General features: G+C 36.4%; 22 protein-coding genes, 2 tRNA genes and 2 pseudogenes. 12 read left to right on the top strand and 14 right to left on the bottom strand.

Annotated features, from left to right (window positions below; translation table 11 throughout):
* Nucleotides 1-93: 93 nt before the first annotated feature.
* The 4 genes from O5633_RS10675 to der are packed head-to-tail and all read right to left on the bottom strand — an operon-like array spanning nt 94 to nt 3,325.
* The gene (locus O5633_RS10675; protein ID WP_269609690.1) at nt 94-741 is read right to left on the bottom strand and encodes a YggS family pyridoxal phosphate-dependent enzyme; all 648 of its coding nucleotides are present in this window, start codon (nt 739-741) and stop codon (nt 94-96) included.
* 6 nt (nt 742-747) lie between these two features.
* Complete coding sequence (locus tag O5633_RS10670) at nt 748-1,014, bottom strand: PipX family protein (RefSeq protein ID WP_269609688.1); 267 nt, start codon at nt 1,012-1,014, stop codon at nt 748-750.
* A 16-nt stretch (nt 1,015-1,030) separates the two neighbouring features.
* Entirely contained in the window at nt 1,031-1,945 is a 915-nt protein-coding gene (locus O5633_RS10665) for an energy-coupling factor transporter transmembrane component T family protein (protein WP_269609687.1), read from the bottom strand.
* Nucleotides 1,946-1,954: 9 nt separating this feature from the next.
* Nucleotides 1,955-3,325, bottom strand: coding sequence for a ribosome biogenesis GTPase Der (der, locus tag O5633_RS10660; RefSeq protein ID WP_269609685.1), 1,371 nt, complete (start codon nt 3,323-3,325; stop codon nt 1,955-1,957).
* A 326-nt stretch (nt 3,326-3,651) separates the two neighbouring features.
* On the opposite strand from der, the gene dusB reads away from it, so the two are divergent.
* Nucleotides 3,652-4,644 (top strand): tRNA dihydrouridine synthase DusB, encoded by a 993-nt coding sequence (gene dusB, locus O5633_RS10655; protein ID WP_269609684.1) that lies wholly within the window; start codon nt 3,652-3,654, stop codon nt 4,642-4,644.
* Between the two features lie 5 nt (nt 4,645-4,649).
* Here dusB and cobI read toward each other — a convergent pair whose 3' ends face one another.
* From cobI to aroQ, 3 genes are read right to left on the bottom strand one after another with little or no spacing between them, the layout of a single operon-like run.
* A complete protein-coding gene (gene cobI / locus O5633_RS10650) occupies nt 4,650-5,378 on the bottom strand; it encodes a precorrin-2 C(20)-methyltransferase (protein ID WP_269609682.1) in 729 nt (242 codons plus the stop codon).
* 36 nt (nt 5,379-5,414) lie between these two features.
* On the bottom strand, nt 5,415-6,029 hold the full coding sequence (locus O5633_RS10645; RefSeq protein ID WP_269611358.1) for a tRNA-(ms[2]io[6]A)-hydroxylase: 615 nt from the start codon (nt 6,027-6,029) through the stop codon (nt 5,415-5,417).
* A gap of 7 nt (nt 6,030-6,036) precedes the next feature.
* Nucleotides 6,037-6,474, bottom strand: coding sequence for a type II 3-dehydroquinate dehydratase (aroQ, locus tag O5633_RS10640; protein ID WP_269609681.1), 438 nt, complete (start codon nt 6,472-6,474; stop codon nt 6,037-6,039).
* 108 nt (nt 6,475-6,582) lie between these two features.
* Between aroQ and O5633_RS10635 the strand changes: the two genes are divergently transcribed.
* From O5633_RS10635 to O5633_RS10625, 3 genes are all read left to right on the top strand, one after another.
* A tRNA-Tyr gene (locus tag O5633_RS10635) sits at nt 6,583-6,664 on the top strand.
* Nucleotides 6,665-6,675: 11 nt separating this feature from the next.
* Nucleotides 6,676-6,747 (top strand) — tRNA-Thr (locus O5633_RS10630).
* Nucleotides 6,748-7,021: 274 nt separating this feature from the next.
* Complete coding sequence (locus O5633_RS10625) at nt 7,022-7,357, top strand: hypothetical protein (protein WP_269609680.1); 336 nt, start codon at nt 7,022-7,024, stop codon at nt 7,355-7,357.
* A 39-nt stretch (nt 7,358-7,396) separates the two neighbouring features.
* On the opposite strand, the gene O5633_RS10620 is transcribed toward O5633_RS10625, so the two are convergent.
* Nucleotides 7,397-7,522 carry a hypothetical protein gene (locus O5633_RS10620; protein WP_269609679.1) on the bottom strand — a complete coding sequence of 42 codons (126 nt, stop codon included), beginning with the start codon at nt 7,520-7,522 and terminating at the stop codon, nt 7,397-7,399.
* A gap of 893 nt (nt 7,523-8,415) precedes the next feature.
* Here O5633_RS10620 and O5633_RS10615 point away from each other — a divergent pair.
* Nucleotides 8,416-8,964: a hypothetical protein gene (locus O5633_RS10615; protein WP_269609678.1), complete on the top strand. Its 549-nt coding sequence runs from the start codon at nt 8,416-8,418 to the stop codon at nt 8,962-8,964.
* A gap of 137 nt (nt 8,965-9,101) precedes the next feature.
* On the opposite strand, the gene O5633_RS10610 is transcribed toward O5633_RS10615, so the two are convergent.
* From O5633_RS10610 to O5633_RS10590, 5 genes are all read right to left on the bottom strand, one after another.
* Nucleotides 9,102-9,287 (bottom strand): hypothetical protein, encoded by a 186-nt coding sequence (locus tag O5633_RS10610; RefSeq protein ID WP_269609677.1) that lies wholly within the window; start codon nt 9,285-9,287, stop codon nt 9,102-9,104.
* Nucleotides 9,287-9,484, bottom strand: a complete 198-nt coding sequence (locus tag O5633_RS10605; RefSeq protein WP_269609676.1) for a hypothetical protein — start codon at nt 9,482-9,484, stop codon at nt 9,287-9,289. Before O5633_RS10605 ends, O5633_RS10610 begins: the two co-directional genes overlap by 1 nt.
* Nucleotides 9,481-9,675 (bottom strand): hypothetical protein, encoded by a 195-nt coding sequence (locus tag O5633_RS10600; RefSeq protein WP_269609674.1) that lies wholly within the window; start codon nt 9,673-9,675, stop codon nt 9,481-9,483. The genes O5633_RS10605 and O5633_RS10600 overlap by 4 nt, the downstream gene beginning before the upstream one ends.
* On the bottom strand, nt 9,672-10,307 hold the full coding sequence (locus O5633_RS10595; protein WP_269609673.1) for a recombinase family protein: 636 nt from the start codon (nt 10,305-10,307) through the stop codon (nt 9,672-9,674). Before O5633_RS10595 ends, O5633_RS10600 begins: the two co-directional genes overlap by 4 nt.
* 596 nt (nt 10,308-10,903) lie before the next feature.
* A complete protein-coding gene (locus O5633_RS10590; RefSeq protein ID WP_269609672.1) occupies nt 10,904-11,104 on the bottom strand; it encodes a hypothetical protein in 201 nt (66 codons plus the stop codon).
* 73 nt (nt 11,105-11,177) lie between these two features.
* On the opposite strand from O5633_RS10590, the pseudogene O5633_RS10585 reads away from it, so the two are divergent.
* A pseudogene (locus O5633_RS10585) lies at nt 11,178-11,291 on the top strand (DUF1651 domain-containing protein); the annotation flags it as partial.
* On the opposite strand, the gene O5633_RS10580 reads toward O5633_RS10585, so the two are convergent.
* Nucleotides 11,292-11,477 carry a hypothetical protein gene (locus O5633_RS10580; RefSeq protein WP_269609670.1) on the bottom strand — a complete coding sequence of 62 codons (186 nt, stop codon included), beginning with the start codon at nt 11,475-11,477 and terminating at the stop codon, nt 11,292-11,294.
* Between the two features lie 48 nt (nt 11,478-11,525).
* On the opposite strand from O5633_RS10580, the gene O5633_RS10575 reads away from it, so the two are divergent.
* The 6 genes and pseudogenes from O5633_RS10575 (at nt 11,526) to O5633_RS10550 (ending at nt 16,484) form a co-directional block, all read left to right on the top strand.
* The gene (locus O5633_RS10575) at nt 11,526-11,843 is read left to right on the top strand and encodes a pyrimidine/purine nucleoside phosphorylase (RefSeq protein ID WP_269609669.1); all 318 of its coding nucleotides are present in this window, start codon (nt 11,526-11,528) and stop codon (nt 11,841-11,843) included.
* A 339-nt stretch (nt 11,844-12,182) separates the two neighbouring features.
* Nucleotides 12,183-12,665 (top strand): hypothetical protein, encoded by a 483-nt coding sequence (locus O5633_RS10570; protein WP_269609668.1) that lies wholly within the window; start codon nt 12,183-12,185, stop codon nt 12,663-12,665.
* 580 nt (nt 12,666-13,245) lie between these two features.
* Nucleotides 13,246-13,464 (top strand): annotated as a pseudogene (locus O5633_RS10565) (hypothetical protein); the annotation flags it as partial.
* A gap of 572 nt (nt 13,465-14,036) precedes the next feature.
* The gene (locus O5633_RS10560) at nt 14,037-15,350 is read left to right on the top strand and encodes a tetratricopeptide repeat protein (protein ID WP_269609667.1); all 1,314 of its coding nucleotides are present in this window, start codon (nt 14,037-14,039) and stop codon (nt 15,348-15,350) included.
* Nucleotides 15,347-15,946 (top strand): hypothetical protein, encoded by a 600-nt coding sequence (locus O5633_RS10555; RefSeq protein WP_269609665.1) that lies wholly within the window; start codon nt 15,347-15,349, stop codon nt 15,944-15,946. The genes O5633_RS10560 and O5633_RS10555 overlap by 4 nt, the downstream gene beginning before the upstream one ends.
* A 1-nt stretch (nt 15,947) precedes the next feature.
* Nucleotides 15,948-16,484, top strand: coding sequence for a hypothetical protein (locus O5633_RS10550; protein WP_269609664.1), 537 nt, complete (start codon nt 15,948-15,950; stop codon nt 16,482-16,484).

The raw sequence follows: 16,484 nt of genomic DNA, 5'->3' as shown, positions 1-16,484 counted from the left end.
CAACATTGAAGGATGAACCATATACTTAAATAACGTTCCTTATCTTAAGGGGCAAGCTTTTTTATTAGTTTTTTCATATCTTCGACAATTTAATTAAATTGGACGTTTGCCAAACAGAACCGATCCTAAACGAATCCAAGTAGCACCACCTTGAATAGCCTCTTGCCAATCGTTGCTCATTCCCATCGAACAATCCTTTAATCCCAGATGATTTGCAAAATTTCTACATTCACAAAATAAATCTTTTCTCTGAAACGAAGTAAGAGCTATGGGTGGGATTGTCATTACGCCAATTAAATGAATATTTTCCAAAGTCATAATTTTGGGCCAACTTTGCAAAAGATCTTGTTTTAAAAATCCACCCTTTTTTGGATCATCCCTAAATTTTACTTGTAAAAATATATTCGGAATTTTATTTTCTTCTTGTGAAATCCTAGAGATTCGTTCAAGCAAAGGCAAAGAATCAACCGAATGAATAAAGTCAAATTCTTTAATAACTCCTCTAACTTTATTTTTCTGCAATGTACCCACGAAATGCCATCGGAGTTGATTTAGATCATTCAGATCGTTTTTTTTTGGAAGAGCCTCTTGTAAACGACTTTCTCCAAAATCCAACTGACCATAACTATATATTTGACGTATAGATTCTTGATTATGTCCCTTGCTTACTGCAAGTAAATTAACCCCCTTGGGTAAAGAATCTTTTATAAACTTAAATTCATTAGAGGAGGTCAAAATCAAATAAAGTCACATAAAAGTTTGATTAAATAATTCCTGCCAAACGGCAATATCAGACGATTTATCTCTCTTGCATTTAGCCAAATGCATTTCGGAATAATGCCTAGCATCCATATATGGAATAACTTCAAAGGCTGCTCCACGAGGTTGCAAAGTAACTAAGAAAAATATTTTTTGTGCATATAAAGTTGCATACACATCCCTTCCATTACTCGCTGGTGACACTAGATATAGCATTCCAAAAGTTGGATGATTTAGATAGCGTTCAGCGTTCAAACCTTGATTTTTTTAGTTAAGACGTACCATACAGACAACGTAAGACAATAGCTATCAAAAGCAAAAAAATTGAAGTCAAGTTAATCAACAAATATCTAGAATTAATAACAATGCAAGGCCGCAATTGTTGAGATGATAGCCAAAGCCCCTCTCTTGTCATTAAAGAATCAGCCCCCTGCTCTGCCCTCAGCAAAATATTTGACAAAAGTCTTTCTCCTAAGGAAATAAACAACCCTAATGTACTTTTAAATCCTAATTTACTAAAATCAATTGCCCTCACACCAATTGAACGAAAGAGGTTTTGAAGTTCCTCTTGAACTAAAGGTAAAAACCGTAAAGCCAAAAGAAGTTGAAATGAGAATTTTTCCAAAGGAAATCCCAACACAGTTAGAGGCGCAAAAAACCACCTTAGTGCCCAAACAAGATCTTCTGGAGGGGTTGTAATTAACATCAAATTCACACTATGAATAACAGTAAAAATAAGGGTCGAAGTTTTAATACCTAATTCTGCGGAGCGACGATCAACGATTAATGGTCCTAATGAAATACCTCCGATGTTAAATGGTCCAAACCTGAAAATCTCCCATGATTGTGCTAAAACAGTTGTTCCTGGTATTTCATCGGGTGCCCTTATAGACAATTCACTTGATATTTCACTCGCAGGTAAAACAATCGACAAGAATCCAATAATCAAGGAAAAAGCTAATAAAAACACCAAAGATCGCCACCAAATACGTGGTGGCAACAAACTAAGAAATGTAATTAATAAAAGAACACAAGCTGTTGAAATCCTCCAGATGGAGTTTGCTAAAATTGGGGTTATTAAAAACAAAAGGATCCAGGAGAGTTTGATCCGAGGATCAATTCGGCGAAGCCAGCTTGATTTGCCAGAGACATATTGACCTATCGGAATCTTTTTTAGCCAGTCCATAAAAAACTACTATTTTCTGGATCCTTGCTGTTGGCGAGCCAAATCTTTTTCAACATCGCGCTGCTGCTTCCCTCTCCAAAACAATTTTATGGGAGTTCCTTCAAAGCCTAGTCCCTCTCTAATTTGTCTCTCAATATATCTTCGATAAGTTTCGCCAAACAATTTAGGATCATTCACAAACAGAGTAAAACTTGGAGGATTAATAGCCACTTGAGTACCGTAATAAAGACGTCCTTGTTTTCCACCTCTCGTAGTAGGAGGACTTCTCCATTTTAATGCCTCTGTCAGCACCTCATTAACAACTGACGTACTGATCCTCCTTCTATTCTGATCAACAGCCAAAGTTGCTAATGCAAAAATGCCTTCTACTCTTTGTCCCGTAAGTGCAGACGTAAAAATCATCTCGGCCCAGTCGAGAAAATATAGTTTTGCACGAATGTCTTTTTCCATTGCAGACATTGTATGACTATCTTTCTCGACAGCATCCCATTTATTAATGACGATCAAACAAGCTCTTCCTTCCTGCTCAATTCTACCTGCAAGCCTCTGATCTTGTTCTGTGACGCCATCCAAAGCATCTATAACCAAAACACAAACATCACTCCTTTCTATTGCCTTAAAACTGCGATTAATACCAAAAAATTCTGGGCCATAATTAACACTTCTACGTCTACGTATTCCCGCTGTATCAACTAATTTCCATTGCTTATCCTGATGAGTAATTCGAGTATCAATAGTATCTCGAGTCGTACCCCTAATCGAACTAACAATTGCTCTTGTCTCTCCACAAATAGAATTAAGAAGACTTGACTTCCCTACATTAGGTCTCCCAATAATAGCTAATTGAATAGGAGAATCATTGACTTCATCTAAATCTTTAGAGGGAAACAAAGTGATTACATGATCAAGCAGATCACCTGTTCCTACACCATGTATGGCAGAAATTGGATAGGGCTCACCAAGACCAAGCTTCCAAAATTCAGCTGCCATTGCCAAGCCTTGTTCGGGAGATTCACATTTATTAACCACCACAAGTGTTTGACAGGAATGAGACCTTAAAAATTCCGCAATCGATTCATCAGCAGTAGTAACGCCCTCCTGGCCATCAACAATTACTAATGCAACTACGGCTTCTTCAAGCGCAAGATTAGCTTGCTCTCTAATTTCAGGAAGGAACTCACTATCATCATCAAAAACCAGACCTCCAGTATCTACAACTTTAAAATCTCTATCCCTCCAAAATCCATCTTGATAAGTTCGATCTCGAGTTACCCCTGGCTCATCATGAACAATGGCCTCTCTGCTCTGACATAAGCGATTGACCAATGTAGATTTCCCAACATTTGGGCGTCCAATTATTGCGACTATTGGTAGCGCCAAATTTCTCTACCTTTCATAAGATTATTTACCCTTTATAGGTCAGAATCAAGATTAATTCTTCATACTACAAGTAAGAGCAAAGAGTTCGATTCCAAAATGAAATTTAGAAATCAAACTTCCCTAAAAAGATTCACCCAAAGGCAAAGGGATTCATTAACTAACAAACCATCTTTAATAGCAATACTTCTTCTTTTGATAGCTTTTCTTCAAATACCAATTTCCTTAAAAGCATCAATAAGTATTTTTTGCTTATTTTCAGAAACCAGCGAAACAAATAAAACTTTGTTTTTTTGTAATGAGTTAAATAAATCCAATCTTTTTTATAGATGAAAGAGTTATCTCCCATTTTTTTATCAGGTAATGGGACTTCTAGATCTTTAGAGTGTCCGGTTATTCAGTCCCCACTTGCAGGTGTAAGCGATCAAATTTTCAGGAAGTTTGTTCGAAGATGGTCTCCAAAAGCTTTACTTTTTACCGAAATGGTAAATGCTAAAAGTCTTGAATTAGGTCATGGTGAAGAGAAGGTAATTGAGCTTTCAGAAGAGAGTGGACCAATTGGTGTTCAACTTTTTGACCATAGGCCAGATTCAATGATAGATGCTGCCATAAAAGCCGAGTCATCTGGTGCATTTCTTATAGATATCAATATGGGCTGCCCAGTAAAAAAAATTGCCAGGAAAGGAGGCGGAAGTGCTCTATTAAAAGAACCAGAACTTGCTCAATTAATCGTCAAAAAGGTTTCAAAAGCCATATCAATTCCAGTAACAGTAAAAATAAGGTTGGGCTGGTGTGAAACCACAAGTAATCCAGTATCTTTTGCTTTAGGACTACAGGAGGCTGGCGCACAACTCATAACTGTTCATGGACGAACGAGAAGGCAAGGATTTTCTGGGTACGCAAACTGGGAAGCTATTTCAAAAATCAAAAAGTCATTAGATATACCTGTCATTGCTAATGGTGATATTAAAAACTCACAAGATGCTATTGAATGCCTAAAGATTACTAATGCCGATGGAGTGATGATAGGAAGAGCAAGTATGGGCTCACCATGGCTGGTTGGGCAAATTGATGAAGAAATTAAAAATCAAAAAACTTTTAAACCACCTGATGCAAAGATGAAAGTCAGTTTATCTTTAGAACACTTAAAATTATTAGTTTCAAAGAGAGGTGATCATGGGCTTTTGATTGCTAGGAAACATATGAATTGGACTTGTAGGGGATTTCAAGGAGCCTCTACTCTTCGCCATAAACTAGTTAGGGCAAGCACTCCAACAGAGGCAATAAAACTACTCGAAGATGAACTTATTAAATTGAACTAAAAATTTTAAGGCATTATGAAAGGCCAACTTTGTCGTATCAATAGTAAAGAAAAATATGGCCTAGTGCCCGAGGAGAGCTCAGATGCCCTAAGGATTTTTTGATCTGAAAATCCTATTCTTTCTGCGAATACTGACTGTTTAATTAAATCAAGTTCTTCAAGCAAAGGTTTGACCCATTCCCAATTTTTACCAAGTTTGAGCAAAACAACTACCCTTTTCTTTAACGCTGCATCAGACAACATAACCTTTAGCTCCTCAGATGAGGAGGGCACAGGCAATACAAGTAATTGTTCCTCTTGAAAAGCCAGTGGTAATTTACTTTTCGCGGCAGCTGCAGAAAAAGATGTAACACCTGGAATTAATTTAACAAGGCACTCTGGATGATGTTTTTCTAACTCTTTTGAAAGATAAGAGCCTGTCGAAAAAAGCGATATATCTCCTTGAGCAAGGAAAACGACTCTTTCACCTTTCTCAACCATCTTCATTAATTCATTCCCAGCAACTCGCCATGCACTTTTTAAAGTGCTCTGATCTTTAACCATGGGAAAATGCAAAGGCAATTTTTTTTTATCTTTGGTTATCCATTTTGAAGCAATTTTTTCAGCAAGACTATCTCCGCCCCTAGTCGAGACAGGATAAGAAACAACTGTTGATTCTTGAATTGCATCAACTGCTGCCAAAGTTAATAAAGAGGGATCACCTGGGCCTAAGCCAGTAATAGTCAAAATTTTCATTTAATTGGGTAACATCTGTCTACTTAAAAGAGATAATTAACTGTGCATTCTTGGCGCATGATGCATTTCCAATAAAGCATCAGATTCAACCTTAGCTAATTCTTCTAACCTAGAAGTCAGAATATTTCGATCAAAACGTTCATCTGCCAACTTCCAATAAATTCCAAAATGCCTAGCCTCACTTATTAGTAAGTCAGCGTATAAATTCCGAAGTTCAATATCAGGAGAATGTATAGACAATAATTTCATTCTTTCATGACTCCTTGCCTCAATAAGTCCCGCTACTAGAAAGCTATCCAACATTCGAAATGGTTCATCTTTACAAATATTTTTTGCCATAATTGCTCCATAGGGAGGTGAGGCTAATTTTTGAAGTTTTTTTCCACGCGCATTTAAAATAGACACAACCCTCTCAAAATGTTCAAGCTCCTCTCTTGCTAAAGGGCTTAAGACCTCTGAAAGTCCAGGTTCACTTACATAACGAAACATAAGTTGCAGCGCTACACCAGCAGCCTTTCTCTCACAATGTGCATGGTCCAAAAGTATTTCCATTGGATTAGAAATTGCAAGATCTATCCAATCTTCACTAGTTTTATTTATTAACCAACGAATCTTTGATTGACCAAAAACTTGAGATTTTGAATTATCCATAAGCTCCTCAGGCACTCTTTAAATAAGAAACCATCCCCTTTAAAGCAAGTTGATAACTATTTGATCCAAAGCCGCAAACCAAACCCAATGCTTTATCTGAAAGGAATGATTTATGTCGAAATTCTTCCCTAGAATAAATGTTACTTAAATGTACTTCTACATAAGGAATGGCAACTCCTAATAAAGCATCTCTTAGAGCAATAGAGGTATGTGTATAAGCACCTGCGTTAATTAAAATTCCGTCAATTGAACCAACACTTTTTTGAATGCAATCAATCATCTCCCCCTCTGAATTACTCTGAAAAAATTTCAGCCTTGCATCAAGTTTATTAGCTAAAGTCAATAACTCTTCTTGAATATCTTCTAAAGTTTGCGATCCGTATATAGATGGTTCCCTTCTTCCAACAAGATTTAAATTCGGACCATTGATAAGTAAAAGATCCATATTCCTTACAAATTAAATATCTTTCATGATCGTATCGATTCCAACCTCAAAGGACCAACAAATTCGAAAAAAGTGGCACCGTTTACTGTTAATCTCATCAAGTGGATCGGGTCGGTGCCCGAGTGGTTAATGGGGGCGGACTGTAAATCCGCTGGCTACGCCTACGTTGGTTCAAATCCAACCCGGCCCATCTTTCCACAAGCCCTTGTAGCTCAGCGGTAGAGCACTCCCTTGGTAAGGGAGAGGTCTCGGGTTCAAGTCCCGACGAGGGCATCGTCGGAGGGACATCAAAGAGATTTAATCGCAATCAAGAGACCTCTTGAGGTCTCTTTTTTAATGCCAAGTCGTTGCAATCAGAGGGAAGTTCCGAAAGGAGACCATCAGGGAATATCAGGATACACCAAAAATTCAAAATCAAAGTTCCCTAAAAGTTCCTCAGAAATATCCAAAAGTTCCCCAAAAAAGTTCCCCAAAATCTCCAAAAGTTCCCCAAGAATTTATAAGCAAACTCAGGATTAGATTGGGTGAAAGTCTGAAGAATTAACCAATGAAAAAATATTTTCTTCCCTTAATCCTTATCGCAAGTTTTCTGGGAACTTCTGCTTCTGCTCAAGTTTTCAGAGGAGGAGGTTCTAGTGGCACTGCCTGTCCATCTGGAAGTCAATACAAAGGAAATGGATTTTGCAGTTCATCTGACGGGAAACAGTTCTTCCGTGGTGGTGGGAACAGTGGAACTGCTTGTCCCTCCGGAAGTCAGTACAAAGGGAATGGATTCTGCAAATCAAACGATTACAAACAATTTTTACGTGGTGGTGGATCTAGCGGAACATCTTGCCCTTCTGGTGCTCAGTACAAAGGGAATGGGTTCTGCCGAAGCAACTAATTAGAAGATCAAAAGACAAAACCAAAGGCAATTATCAGTTCACTTTTTCTTTGCATAGATCGAATCAATAAGTTCGCCCAGATAATTCTCAATATTCATTCTGCTTCCCTTTGCTAGTTCAGTAAGCATTTGATATCTCACAGGATTTACTTTTACTTGCTTCATTGTTCTCTCATACCAATTTCAGTTGCTTTTCTTGCCTTGAGTTCCACAAGCGTTTAATTGCATTCTTGTGTAGGTCGCTTCTTGTAAGTCCCATCTCCTTACACAACTGTCGTTCGATGGGGATCAAGATCGGAACCTCACGCTTTTTATAAGTGATATGGAATTGATTAGATACTGGATTAAACATTGGTCGTAAATGTGTCTTAATTGCGTTGTATTGATATTGATCTTGAATTCATTCGTCTTTATAAACTGCTATCCAAGATCACGAGAAAGAAAGAACTCAATATTATTTATTTAATGCTTTTAAATCCATTCCCTTCGGGAATGATTCGCTTCGCTCATGGTTATTAGTTGTTTAAGTTATAAGTCTTTAGAACAACCCTTGAAACCTAACAGAAATATTTATACAAATAAAGTATTTAAAGCGTACCAATTATTAACTTTTCCTAACAATTATATATTCTAATTCTTATTAATAGAATTTTTCTGGTTGAGATTTTTTCTTGCAGACTGGAACACTTTATAGATTAGTTATGATGAAAAATATACTTAGTCAATATCAGTAAGATTATGATATTAAAAATTATAGACAAAAGGTTTAAACTAGTTGCTATAAAAAGGGATACCACATTCATAATTGACCCAATTTAGTGCCCTTAAAACAATTTTCATGTTATAATGTAAGTATTGAAACAGGGATGAACTAAGTAATTCCTCTTCAATACAAATTGAATAAAATAAGACCCTGCTAGGGGCATCTTAAGCACAGTCAGACTACTTCAGCGACTTGTCAATCAAAATATAATCACCTCATAATTTATCTTTTAAATATTGGACTCAATTGTGAGGATTAATTTTACTAATTTTATCCAACTTTATCTAATTTAACTATGCCAAAAGGAAACTTGCATGAGGTAAAAAATCTTCGTGAGAAGAATAAAAAAATGTTGTCTTTGGTAGATTCTGATACGCAAGGAAATATTCACAATAGTGTTTTCATGTGTCTAACTAATGATTACCATTACTTACTTCGTTTCGCTATTCTTCCCGAAAAACAATCAAGAAGTGAGATGGGAAATATATCAGTAATTCTTAATCAAAGTCAAACCCAAATAGCATGTGTTATTGGAGATTCACCAATGTCAAAGACCTTATCTGATTGGGAGAAATCAGATCAATCTATGGATCTTGGTATAGATGTAAATAAACTAACTTTAGGAACTTGGGATATCAAAGAACCTTATATTGATGAAGGAATAGACCTACTTTTAAATTTATTTAGTAAGAAACAAGTAGATGAAATTATATCTACTATTGGGATTGGTTTATCTAATGGAAAAAAATGGATACTTGTTGGAGACAAGAAAGGCAATATTCATTGCTGCCCTCACCCTGACGATATCCAGAATTTATGGGATAAGCATAAGGCAGTTGCATAGAAGAAGTATTAAGGCAAAGGATTAGCAGCAATGATTTTTATGGAGGGGTTTCGTGCCTCTCCTATTTTTTTGCATCAGTCACGTTGTTGGCATGGACTGTTTCTTTCCATGTCTTACCTCCTTGGCAATAAGTAAGTTCAACCTTCATTTACTTTCGCTCTCAACTTGTAGAAGGTTTCTTCACAGCGACAAGTAACCCCCTTAAAACCTTCTGGAAAAGATTGCATCCAAGTAGGAATTTCTAACTGAACTGGAAAGGTTCCTTTGAGATGAAAGACCACTTCTTTCTTCTTTTCATCTATGAAGTGAGGAGGAAGAGTCATCACACCTGTCCTCTGTATTTCTTGAACTCCTCTAATGAACTGGTAACTATTGATTTGTAGTCATCAGGGAATCTTTGCTTCATGATTGCTGGAATTTCCAAGCAATCTGGATAGGGATTATGCAAATAAAAAACAACTTCCTTCTCTTTCTTCAAGACAATGTAATCAGATAGTCCCCCTACGTTTTTGTCGGTCATGCCGTTTCCTTCTCTCCAAAATTAGGAACCATCAATACGTCTTCTATCTCTTCAGAAAGAGGGTTATACATCCACTCACCCATCTCACACAAAAGGTGGAACCTCTCTTGAGGGTTAAGAGTTTTCATTCGCTCGCAAGCATTCACCACGCATTCATCCATTGCATTCATTATTTCTGTCTCTTTGGTCATACTTCTATCACCACATCTTGCTCAACAATAATTCTTCTAATGGTTGATAAAGCAAGTCCAGTTTGTTTCCTGATTGATCTGTAAGAACAACCTTCCTCTCTTAGACGCAATACCAAACCTTCTTTCTCGTTGTTTGTCTTTGGTCTTCCGCCAAGATTTCCTCCTGTCTCTCTTCTGTGGTTAATCGATTCTTGCGTTCTCTCAATCACCATTTGACGCTCAACTTCTCCGATTCCACTTAAAAGACCAATCATAATTGGAGCAAATTTTCCCAGTGCTCTGGTGTTGATCATTCCATCTGTTGTTCTTACATGGATCCCTTTTTCTTGAAGGTCATGGAGGGTATTGATGCATTGCCTCTGATTTCTAAAACCTCTATCCAACTTGGTGAATACGATTTCATCTCCCTCTTCAAGGGTTCTTAATGCTGCCTCGAATTGTGGTCTTGCTTTGTCCGCACTTGAGACAGTCTCTTGGAATACAACAACGCAACCTGCCTTTTTCAACTCTTCAACTTGAGCGCCAATAGAGATTTGTTTATTCGTACTTTGGCGCGCATATCCAATGCACTTGTATTCAGGTCTATCTCTGAATAGTGGTTTTTTTCTTTGGAACTTTGTTTGTGTTTTCATCTGTTCCATAAACTATGGTGTTTCTTATTGAATTGCATATGTCATTATTTTACCAACCAAACAGTCTTATTGGAACACTAAAACTCTTTTATCCTGGATTTTCAATAATATCAAAGTGAACATTCTCTAAGTTTGATTACCGTCCCCTTTTTGGAACACCAATTTTCAAGAAAATATTTGTGCTATTGCTATCTTCGTCTTCGTATACAAGAATAGAGACACAGAACAACTCCTCACACATAGTTCTGTGCTGAATGAGCATCCAATAGGGTGCTTTTTTAGTGCCTTCAATCGATGTGCCAATCTTCAAACCCACCTGCTAGAGGTTTATTACTAATCCCGTTCCGGTAAGTTCTACATGTGAGGAGTCGAGATCCTCCGTAGTGGAAACAAGGAAACACTTACGCCTGATCTCACGAAGAAACCGCCCTAACAGAACTGGGCGGTTTTTTTGTGCCTATTAATCTTCATACCCAATATTGTTTTCAGGATCAGTAATAAAGAGAATTAGTTGAAAAACTAGGTTTGCAGGCAATGAAAGTTTTTTAAGAAGTAACAAGGTCATGCCCTGTGTCACATTGAAATTCTCTTTTCTCTTACTCATATTGTTTTTCCCAAAAAAGATAGAGGTTCGAGAATTGTTTGCTCGTATCAACAACAGCAGTACTGGTAGAAACTAATTTCCATCCCAATGAATTTCTTTTTTTGATGATTTCTCCAATTTCAGTTTCCTGCCTAGAAGTATTGGCATTTCCTACTGCATAGTAGATATCAAGATCATTTTCAGTTCTTGCCATAAGAGCAATTCAGATACTTCTAAAGATAATCAACTAAACAATAATTCTGTAAGCAAAGGGAGGCACTTCAACCAAATTAAAAAATTCAAGAAGACTTCATCTCGATTCTGCTATAGAAACTTGGCATGGACTCTTAACTCAAGATTGGGAACTAATGGAACATCAGATAAGTGATGCTGCTGCTTAGTCATCGAATCAGATATCTAAGAATTCCAACTAGGGCGATGGCAATAATTCCATAAGTCCAAACGGAACCACTATTTCTTGAGACACGCTCCATCCAATCTGGAAGACCATTATTTTCAATGATGAATAGATAAAGCAATCCCAAGATCAGTACTGGGATAACAAGTGCATAAATGAAATTCAACATCTATAGATTATGATTAGTGATTAGAAAATTAGACTCAGGGATTTCTAAATGGATAACTATCAAAATGTAGATGTTGATAAATTAGCAAATATTTATTTTGAAGGTAAAGTTGTTAGTCGGAACATTTTTTTTAAAGATGGTTCAAAAAAAACATTAGGAGTGATGTTGGAGGGTGGATATGAATTTAAAACTGCGTCAAGAGAAGTCATGGAAATCCACTCTGGAAAACTAAATGTAAAAATTGCAGGTGATAAAGATTGGACATTAATAACTGAGGGTATGGATTTTAATGTCCCCAAAAATTCTTCATTTTGTTTAGAGGTTTCAGAATTAGTAAACTACACATGCTCTTATTTTGATGATTAAAAAATTAGAGTAGGGAAAAACTTTAGACTGACCCACAAAAAGGCACGGTTGAGTAAAATTACTTATAAGATGGTTTAAACTTAATTTTAAATATGATCAAGAAATACCCTTTACTTCCTTTCCTTATCTTCGCTGCTTTTGTTGCAGGTACAGCAACAGTCGGTCTCCCAGTATTTGCTTCAGTTGGTTGATTTGAGTCTGGAAAAAATTTAAGTAGAGAAGACCCATATTTTTTTAAAAGTCCTGCCTTCCAATAGATCAATCAATTTATGTAGTGTCTAAGTTATTGGATATCACGGAAGACTAATCCTATGTTTGTATTAGAGGTAAATGTAAGCGATGAGAATCCAACCATTAGTTCTAACTGCAATGCTTCTGTCTCCCATGGCAGCAATGGCAGAAGGATACCATCACCAGAGGGGATATACAACTCAACGCTCTTGCTACAAGGAAATTTATAAAGAGGAATATGTTGCTGGGACAAGATCATCCAAAGGTTATGTGAAGTCCTATCTGGATAAAGTTGAAGTCCCTTGCTCTTCACTTAGTTGGAATTCACCAGTTCGTAATTATCGTCATCACCATAATCACGCTCATTCTTCCCCTCACACTCATCGCAGGTATTACAGACCAACTCACCGACAAGTTTTAGTTTCTCGGAGTTATACATCCAGCGGTGGAAGTTGTAGTTCAAGTAGTGCAACCACAGGAGGATTGCTTGGTGGTGGTCTTGCTGCTGCACTATCTAAGAAAGATGCTTATGGATGGTCTATTCCTTTAGGTGCTGTTCTTGGTATGGGCATTGCTAACGCTGATTGCTAATTAGGAATAATTTCCGATTCTTATCTTTGTTGATTGGATTAGAAAAGCAAAAGCAGAACAACTCCTTACCAGTATTAGTTCTGTCGACAGAGAAAGAAGGGGACTCAAGGTCGCTGATGCAGCAGGGTCCCTTTCTTAATGCCAAGAATTCGTTAAAAGAGAGATGGAAACCTCTCCACTTCTTTTCTGAATTTGCGTCAGTTGCACTCAATGAAACCATTAGATCTATTGCTTCCTCTTGCGTAAAGGATTTTCCCTTATCTGATTTGAATATCATTTTTATACAGTATTCCAATACACCCAAACATTAGTCATATCGGTCCAAGTGAAGGTGTACAAAATATCTTGCTTTTTTATACACCTTCAATCAAAGTCAGTGATTTATTACTTGTAAAAATTGAATCGTTGAAGAACTGGTTGATCTCTTTAAAGTTAGAAGAACTAGTCTGACTAGATGAAACTTAGAAATACTGCGATTGCTTTAGGAATAGGTGCTGCGACTGCGACTGGTTTATCTCTGCTGAAAGTTAATAAGGATCTTGTTGTTGGATCGACTGCTGTTGTTGTCGGTGCAGGATTGATGATTGCGTTGAAGGATAAAGAAGATTCCAACATCTCTTCAGGAAGACTTACAGGGAAAGAGTTATTAGAGAAAGTTGAATCACTTGGGGATGTCAGCAAGTCAGACCTGGTTAGAGAGTGTGGTTATGTAGGGACTAAAAAAGATGGAGGTGAACGTCTTTATTTCACTGCTTTTTACGAAGCACTCTTAGAAGCAAAAGGAGTCTCAAGGTCTGCAGGAAACTCAGAAGATTCTGGAGAAGATGTCATAGAAGATGAACCTACTAGTCTGCAGTTATATGAAATTGGTGATAAAAAATTTAAAGAAAAAGACTTTAAAGGGGCAGTTAAATATTTCCAAGAGGCATATGAAAAGACTTATTGGGCAGATGAAGGTCCTAAACTTGATGCTCTTTTGCAAGTAGGTAAAGCAAAAAAAGAATTAGGAGATCTAGAGGGTGCTTGTGAAGCATGGAATAAGGTATATGAATCTGATTATGTTTGGGCAGATGAATTATTGATGGAACATTGTGGATTAAAAAAACCTATTCATACATGGGAAACTTGGAGTGAAGCAGGAGGAGAAAAATTATCAGAAGGAGAATATAAAGAGGCAATTTATTATTTAACGGAAGCAATCAAAGTCGACACCAATACAGAAGATTTTAGGGGTACAGATGAATATAACTATAAGGAAAGAGGGGATGCTAAAAATGCACTTGGGGATATGAAAGGTGCTTGTGAGGACTGGAAGAAAGCAGCAGAACTAGGAGAGGAAGATGCTGCGAAATTAGTGGAGGAGAATTGCAAATGAAATCTATGAACGACAAAAAAAGAAATAGATTTAAAAAAATATTTAGATATTATCTTATTCCATTTATTGATATTTTAAATACTGAGAAATTTGTATCTCGAAAGGATTTCTTCTTATATTTACCTGGGATAATTTTCAATGCTTTAATCTATTATTTGATAATTTTATACTTACAACCTTTCCAAGGTGAGTTTATAAAGTCAATCAATTCTTCTCTCTATTCTGTTTTAAGAGTATTGACTTATTCAATAGCATTTGCACCATTTTATACTCTCTCTTTACGAAGACTAAATGATGCAGGAAAGAGTTTTCTATGGTGGTATGCAATCTTCTTACCAAGATCAGGGGTTTTTGGTTTAATTAAAGTATCAATAGGTTTATATATTTGGTATTTACTTTGTCAACCATCAGTAAATAGAGAAAGAAAAACAAGTCGTGAAAATTTTGAGACAGAATTAGAAGATAAATTATCACCTAGTAGTGTCCAAGAATTATATTCTATTGGTCGTCAATTAGAGTCTAAAGGAAACATAGATCAAGCAATAAATTATTATACAAATGCTCTTTCAATAGAACCAGAAAATATACAGATATTGAATAGTCGTGGGTATGCTCGATCTTTAACTGAAGACTATCAAGGTGCAATTAATGATTTCAATATTGCATTAAATATTGTTCCGACAGACCATATAGTTTTAATGAATAGGGGTTCAACTTACTGCGATTTAAATAATTACAATGAAGCACTTAAAGATTATAATAAAATCATAGAAATACTTCCAGATTATAGAGATGCCTATATTAATAGATCAATAGTTAAAAGAAATTTGGAAGATTATAAGGGTGCAATCTTTGATCTGAATAAGATACTGGAGTCTGATCAAAATGACGAAGAAATTTATTATGATCTTGCTAAAAATAAACAATCCCTAGGAGATCATCAAGGTGCGATTATTGATTATAGTTTTGTTATAGATAATCATGATAATGGGGATGATATTTCTCCATCATATTTTGGTAGAGGATTTAGTAAATATTGTTTAGAGGATTACCAAAGTGCTATTGCTGATTTAGAGAAAGGATTAGAACTCAATCCTGACTGTGATGCATTTCCTTATTATTTATTAGGTACTAGCAAATTAAAGATTGGAGATCTGCAAGGGTCTTTCGATGCAATATTCAAAGCAGCAGAAATGGGTGATGAAAAAGCACTTAAAGTTTTGGAGGATTACTCTCAATCATCTGAGATCAAAGGAACTGCACAAGAGGTTGAGGTAAACAAGATGATTAACTCACTGAGGAACAAATGACACCAAAAACTTTTGAACCTGATGATTTAAATAAGGTATGCAAAGGTGATTATCTTGCCTCCGTTATGGAAGACCTTGATGGTCAAGATGAAAGTTCAATTGCCCTAGCACTTGGTTATTTTCATATCGATGATCAAGGGAAAAAGATTCCTTTAGTTGATCACCTAAAGAAAGCAATCGATGAGGCAGAGAAAAATCATAGTGCTACTCATAAAGACGAAGATAATTTCTTTGATATTTACAAAGACCGATTAGTAATCAGTGATGACCACACAGGAATTGTTTATGTCCCTAAAAGACTTGTAGAGGCAAATAAGGAATTCTATGAAGGGACAGAATTAGTTGATTTCGATATTGATTACGTAAATGAAGAGATCACATATGGAGATAGTGATTCGGCAGAAGAATACATTGAAGAACTTGGTTTTAAAGAACCAATGATGGTGCAATCAGTAATGAATATGGTCTATGTAAATCCTTGGGATTTGAAATGGATAGAAGGATCCTCTTGGTTTACTTATGAAGAGATCGCAGATTATTGGGGACTGAGGTACGAAGACTGCTGCAAGGAATCATCTACTTGGAGGGATGATTGATATGACTAATCAATCTCGTAAACCTTATCCATCAACATTCAATGAACTTGTAGATCAGTTCAACAATCTCGACGTGAACAATACGGATGGATTAGGTAATCAATGTGAGCACGAGAACAACCCTTATCAAGGATGCAAACAAATTGAATATCCCTTGGATGAACCTATCTCTTACGGAGAGGATCTATTTGTAGTTCTGAAGTACAAAGACAATTATTACCAGACCTCATTTGATGAGCATGAAATTACAGGATGCATGACTCAAGAGGTTTATGAAAAGCACAAAGATGACTTTGATGAAGAGATCAGTTGTGCGGGTGAATGGATAGACGTAGAGACAGAGCAATTAACAAATGGAACTTATAGTTTTACCATCCCTTCATTTGTTCAATTAGTAGATCAAGAAAATGATATTGAACAAGAGATGGTTTATTTGAAAGAGAAAGATTCCAAAGTTGTCTTAGAAGGTCTTTATGGATTCAATCGAAAATTGCTTGATGAAGAAGGTTTCACCATTGAAAGTTTCTATGACGGTTAA

This window comes from Prochlorococcus marinus str. MIT 1013, assembly GCF_027359395.1.
GTDB lineage: Bacteria > Cyanobacteriota > Cyanobacteriia > PCC-6307 > Cyanobiaceae > Prochlorococcus_B > Prochlorococcus_B marinus_E.
The sequence above is the reverse complement of the archived record's forward strand: the minus strand, read 5'-3'. Positions and strand labels throughout refer to the sequence as shown.

What these genes read in the sequence shown, in the direction of transcription:
- O5633_RS10620 (WP_269609679.1), bottom strand. Translation starts at nt 7,522, where the DNA reads ATGAAGCAAGTAAAAGTAAATCCTGTGAGATATCAAATGCTTACTGAA.
- O5633_RS10575 (WP_269609669.1), top strand. Translation starts at nt 11,526, where the DNA reads ATGGATAACTATCAAAATGTAGATGTTGATAAATTAGCAAATATTTAT.
- O5633_RS10570 (WP_269609668.1), top strand. Translation starts at nt 12,183, where the DNA reads ATGAGAATCCAACCATTAGTTCTAACTGCAATGCTTCTGTCTCCCATG.
- cobI (WP_269609682.1), bottom strand. Translation starts at nt 5,378, where the DNA reads ATGAAAATTTTGACTATTACTGGCTTAGGCCCAGGTGATCCCTCTTTA.
- O5633_RS10560 (WP_269609667.1), top strand. Translation starts at nt 14,037, where the DNA reads ATGAAATCTATGAACGACAAAAAAAGAAATAGATTTAAAAAAATATTT.
- O5633_RS10550 (WP_269609664.1), top strand. Translation starts at nt 15,948, where the DNA reads ATGACTAATCAATCTCGTAAACCTTATCCATCAACATTCAATGAACTT.
- O5633_RS10595 (WP_269609673.1), bottom strand. Translation starts at nt 10,307, where the DNA reads ATGAAAACACAAACAAAGTTCCAAAGAAAAAAACCACTATTCAGAGAT.
- O5633_RS10605 (WP_269609676.1), bottom strand. Translation starts at nt 9,484, where the DNA reads ATGACCGACAAAAACGTAGGGGGACTATCTGATTACATTGTCTTGAAG.
- O5633_RS10610 (WP_269609677.1), bottom strand. Translation starts at nt 9,287, where the DNA reads ATGACTCTTCCTCCTCACTTCATAGATGAAAAGAAGAAAGAAGTGGTC.
- O5633_RS10590 (WP_269609672.1), bottom strand. Translation starts at nt 11,104, where the DNA reads ATGGCAAGAACTGAAAATGATCTTGATATCTACTATGCAGTAGGAAAT.
- aroQ (WP_269609681.1), bottom strand. Translation starts at nt 6,474, where the DNA reads ATGGATCTTTTACTTATCAATGGTCCGAATTTAAATCTTGTTGGAAGA.
- O5633_RS10555 (WP_269609665.1), top strand. Translation starts at nt 15,347, where the DNA reads ATGACACCAAAAACTTTTGAACCTGATGATTTAAATAAGGTATGCAAA.
- O5633_RS10625 (WP_269609680.1), top strand. Translation starts at nt 7,022, where the DNA reads ATGAAAAAATATTTTCTTCCCTTAATCCTTATCGCAAGTTTTCTGGGA.
- O5633_RS10645 (WP_269611358.1), bottom strand. Translation starts at nt 6,029, where the DNA reads ATGGATAATTCAAAATCTCAAGTTTTTGGTCAATCAAAGATTCGTTGG.
- O5633_RS10615 (WP_269609678.1), top strand. Translation starts at nt 8,416, where the DNA reads ATGCCAAAAGGAAACTTGCATGAGGTAAAAAATCTTCGTGAGAAGAAT.
- O5633_RS10580 (WP_269609670.1), bottom strand. Translation starts at nt 11,477, where the DNA reads ATGTTGAATTTCATTTATGCACTTGTTATCCCAGTACTGATCTTGGGA.
- O5633_RS10600 (WP_269609674.1), bottom strand. Translation starts at nt 9,675, where the DNA reads ATGACCAAAGAGACAGAAATAATGAATGCAATGGATGAATGCGTGGTG.
- dusB (WP_269609684.1), top strand. Translation starts at nt 3,652, where the DNA reads ATGAAAGAGTTATCTCCCATTTTTTTATCAGGTAATGGGACTTCTAGA.
- O5633_RS10665 (WP_269609687.1), bottom strand. Translation starts at nt 1,945, where the DNA reads ATGGACTGGCTAAAAAAGATTCCGATAGGTCAATATGTCTCTGGCAAA.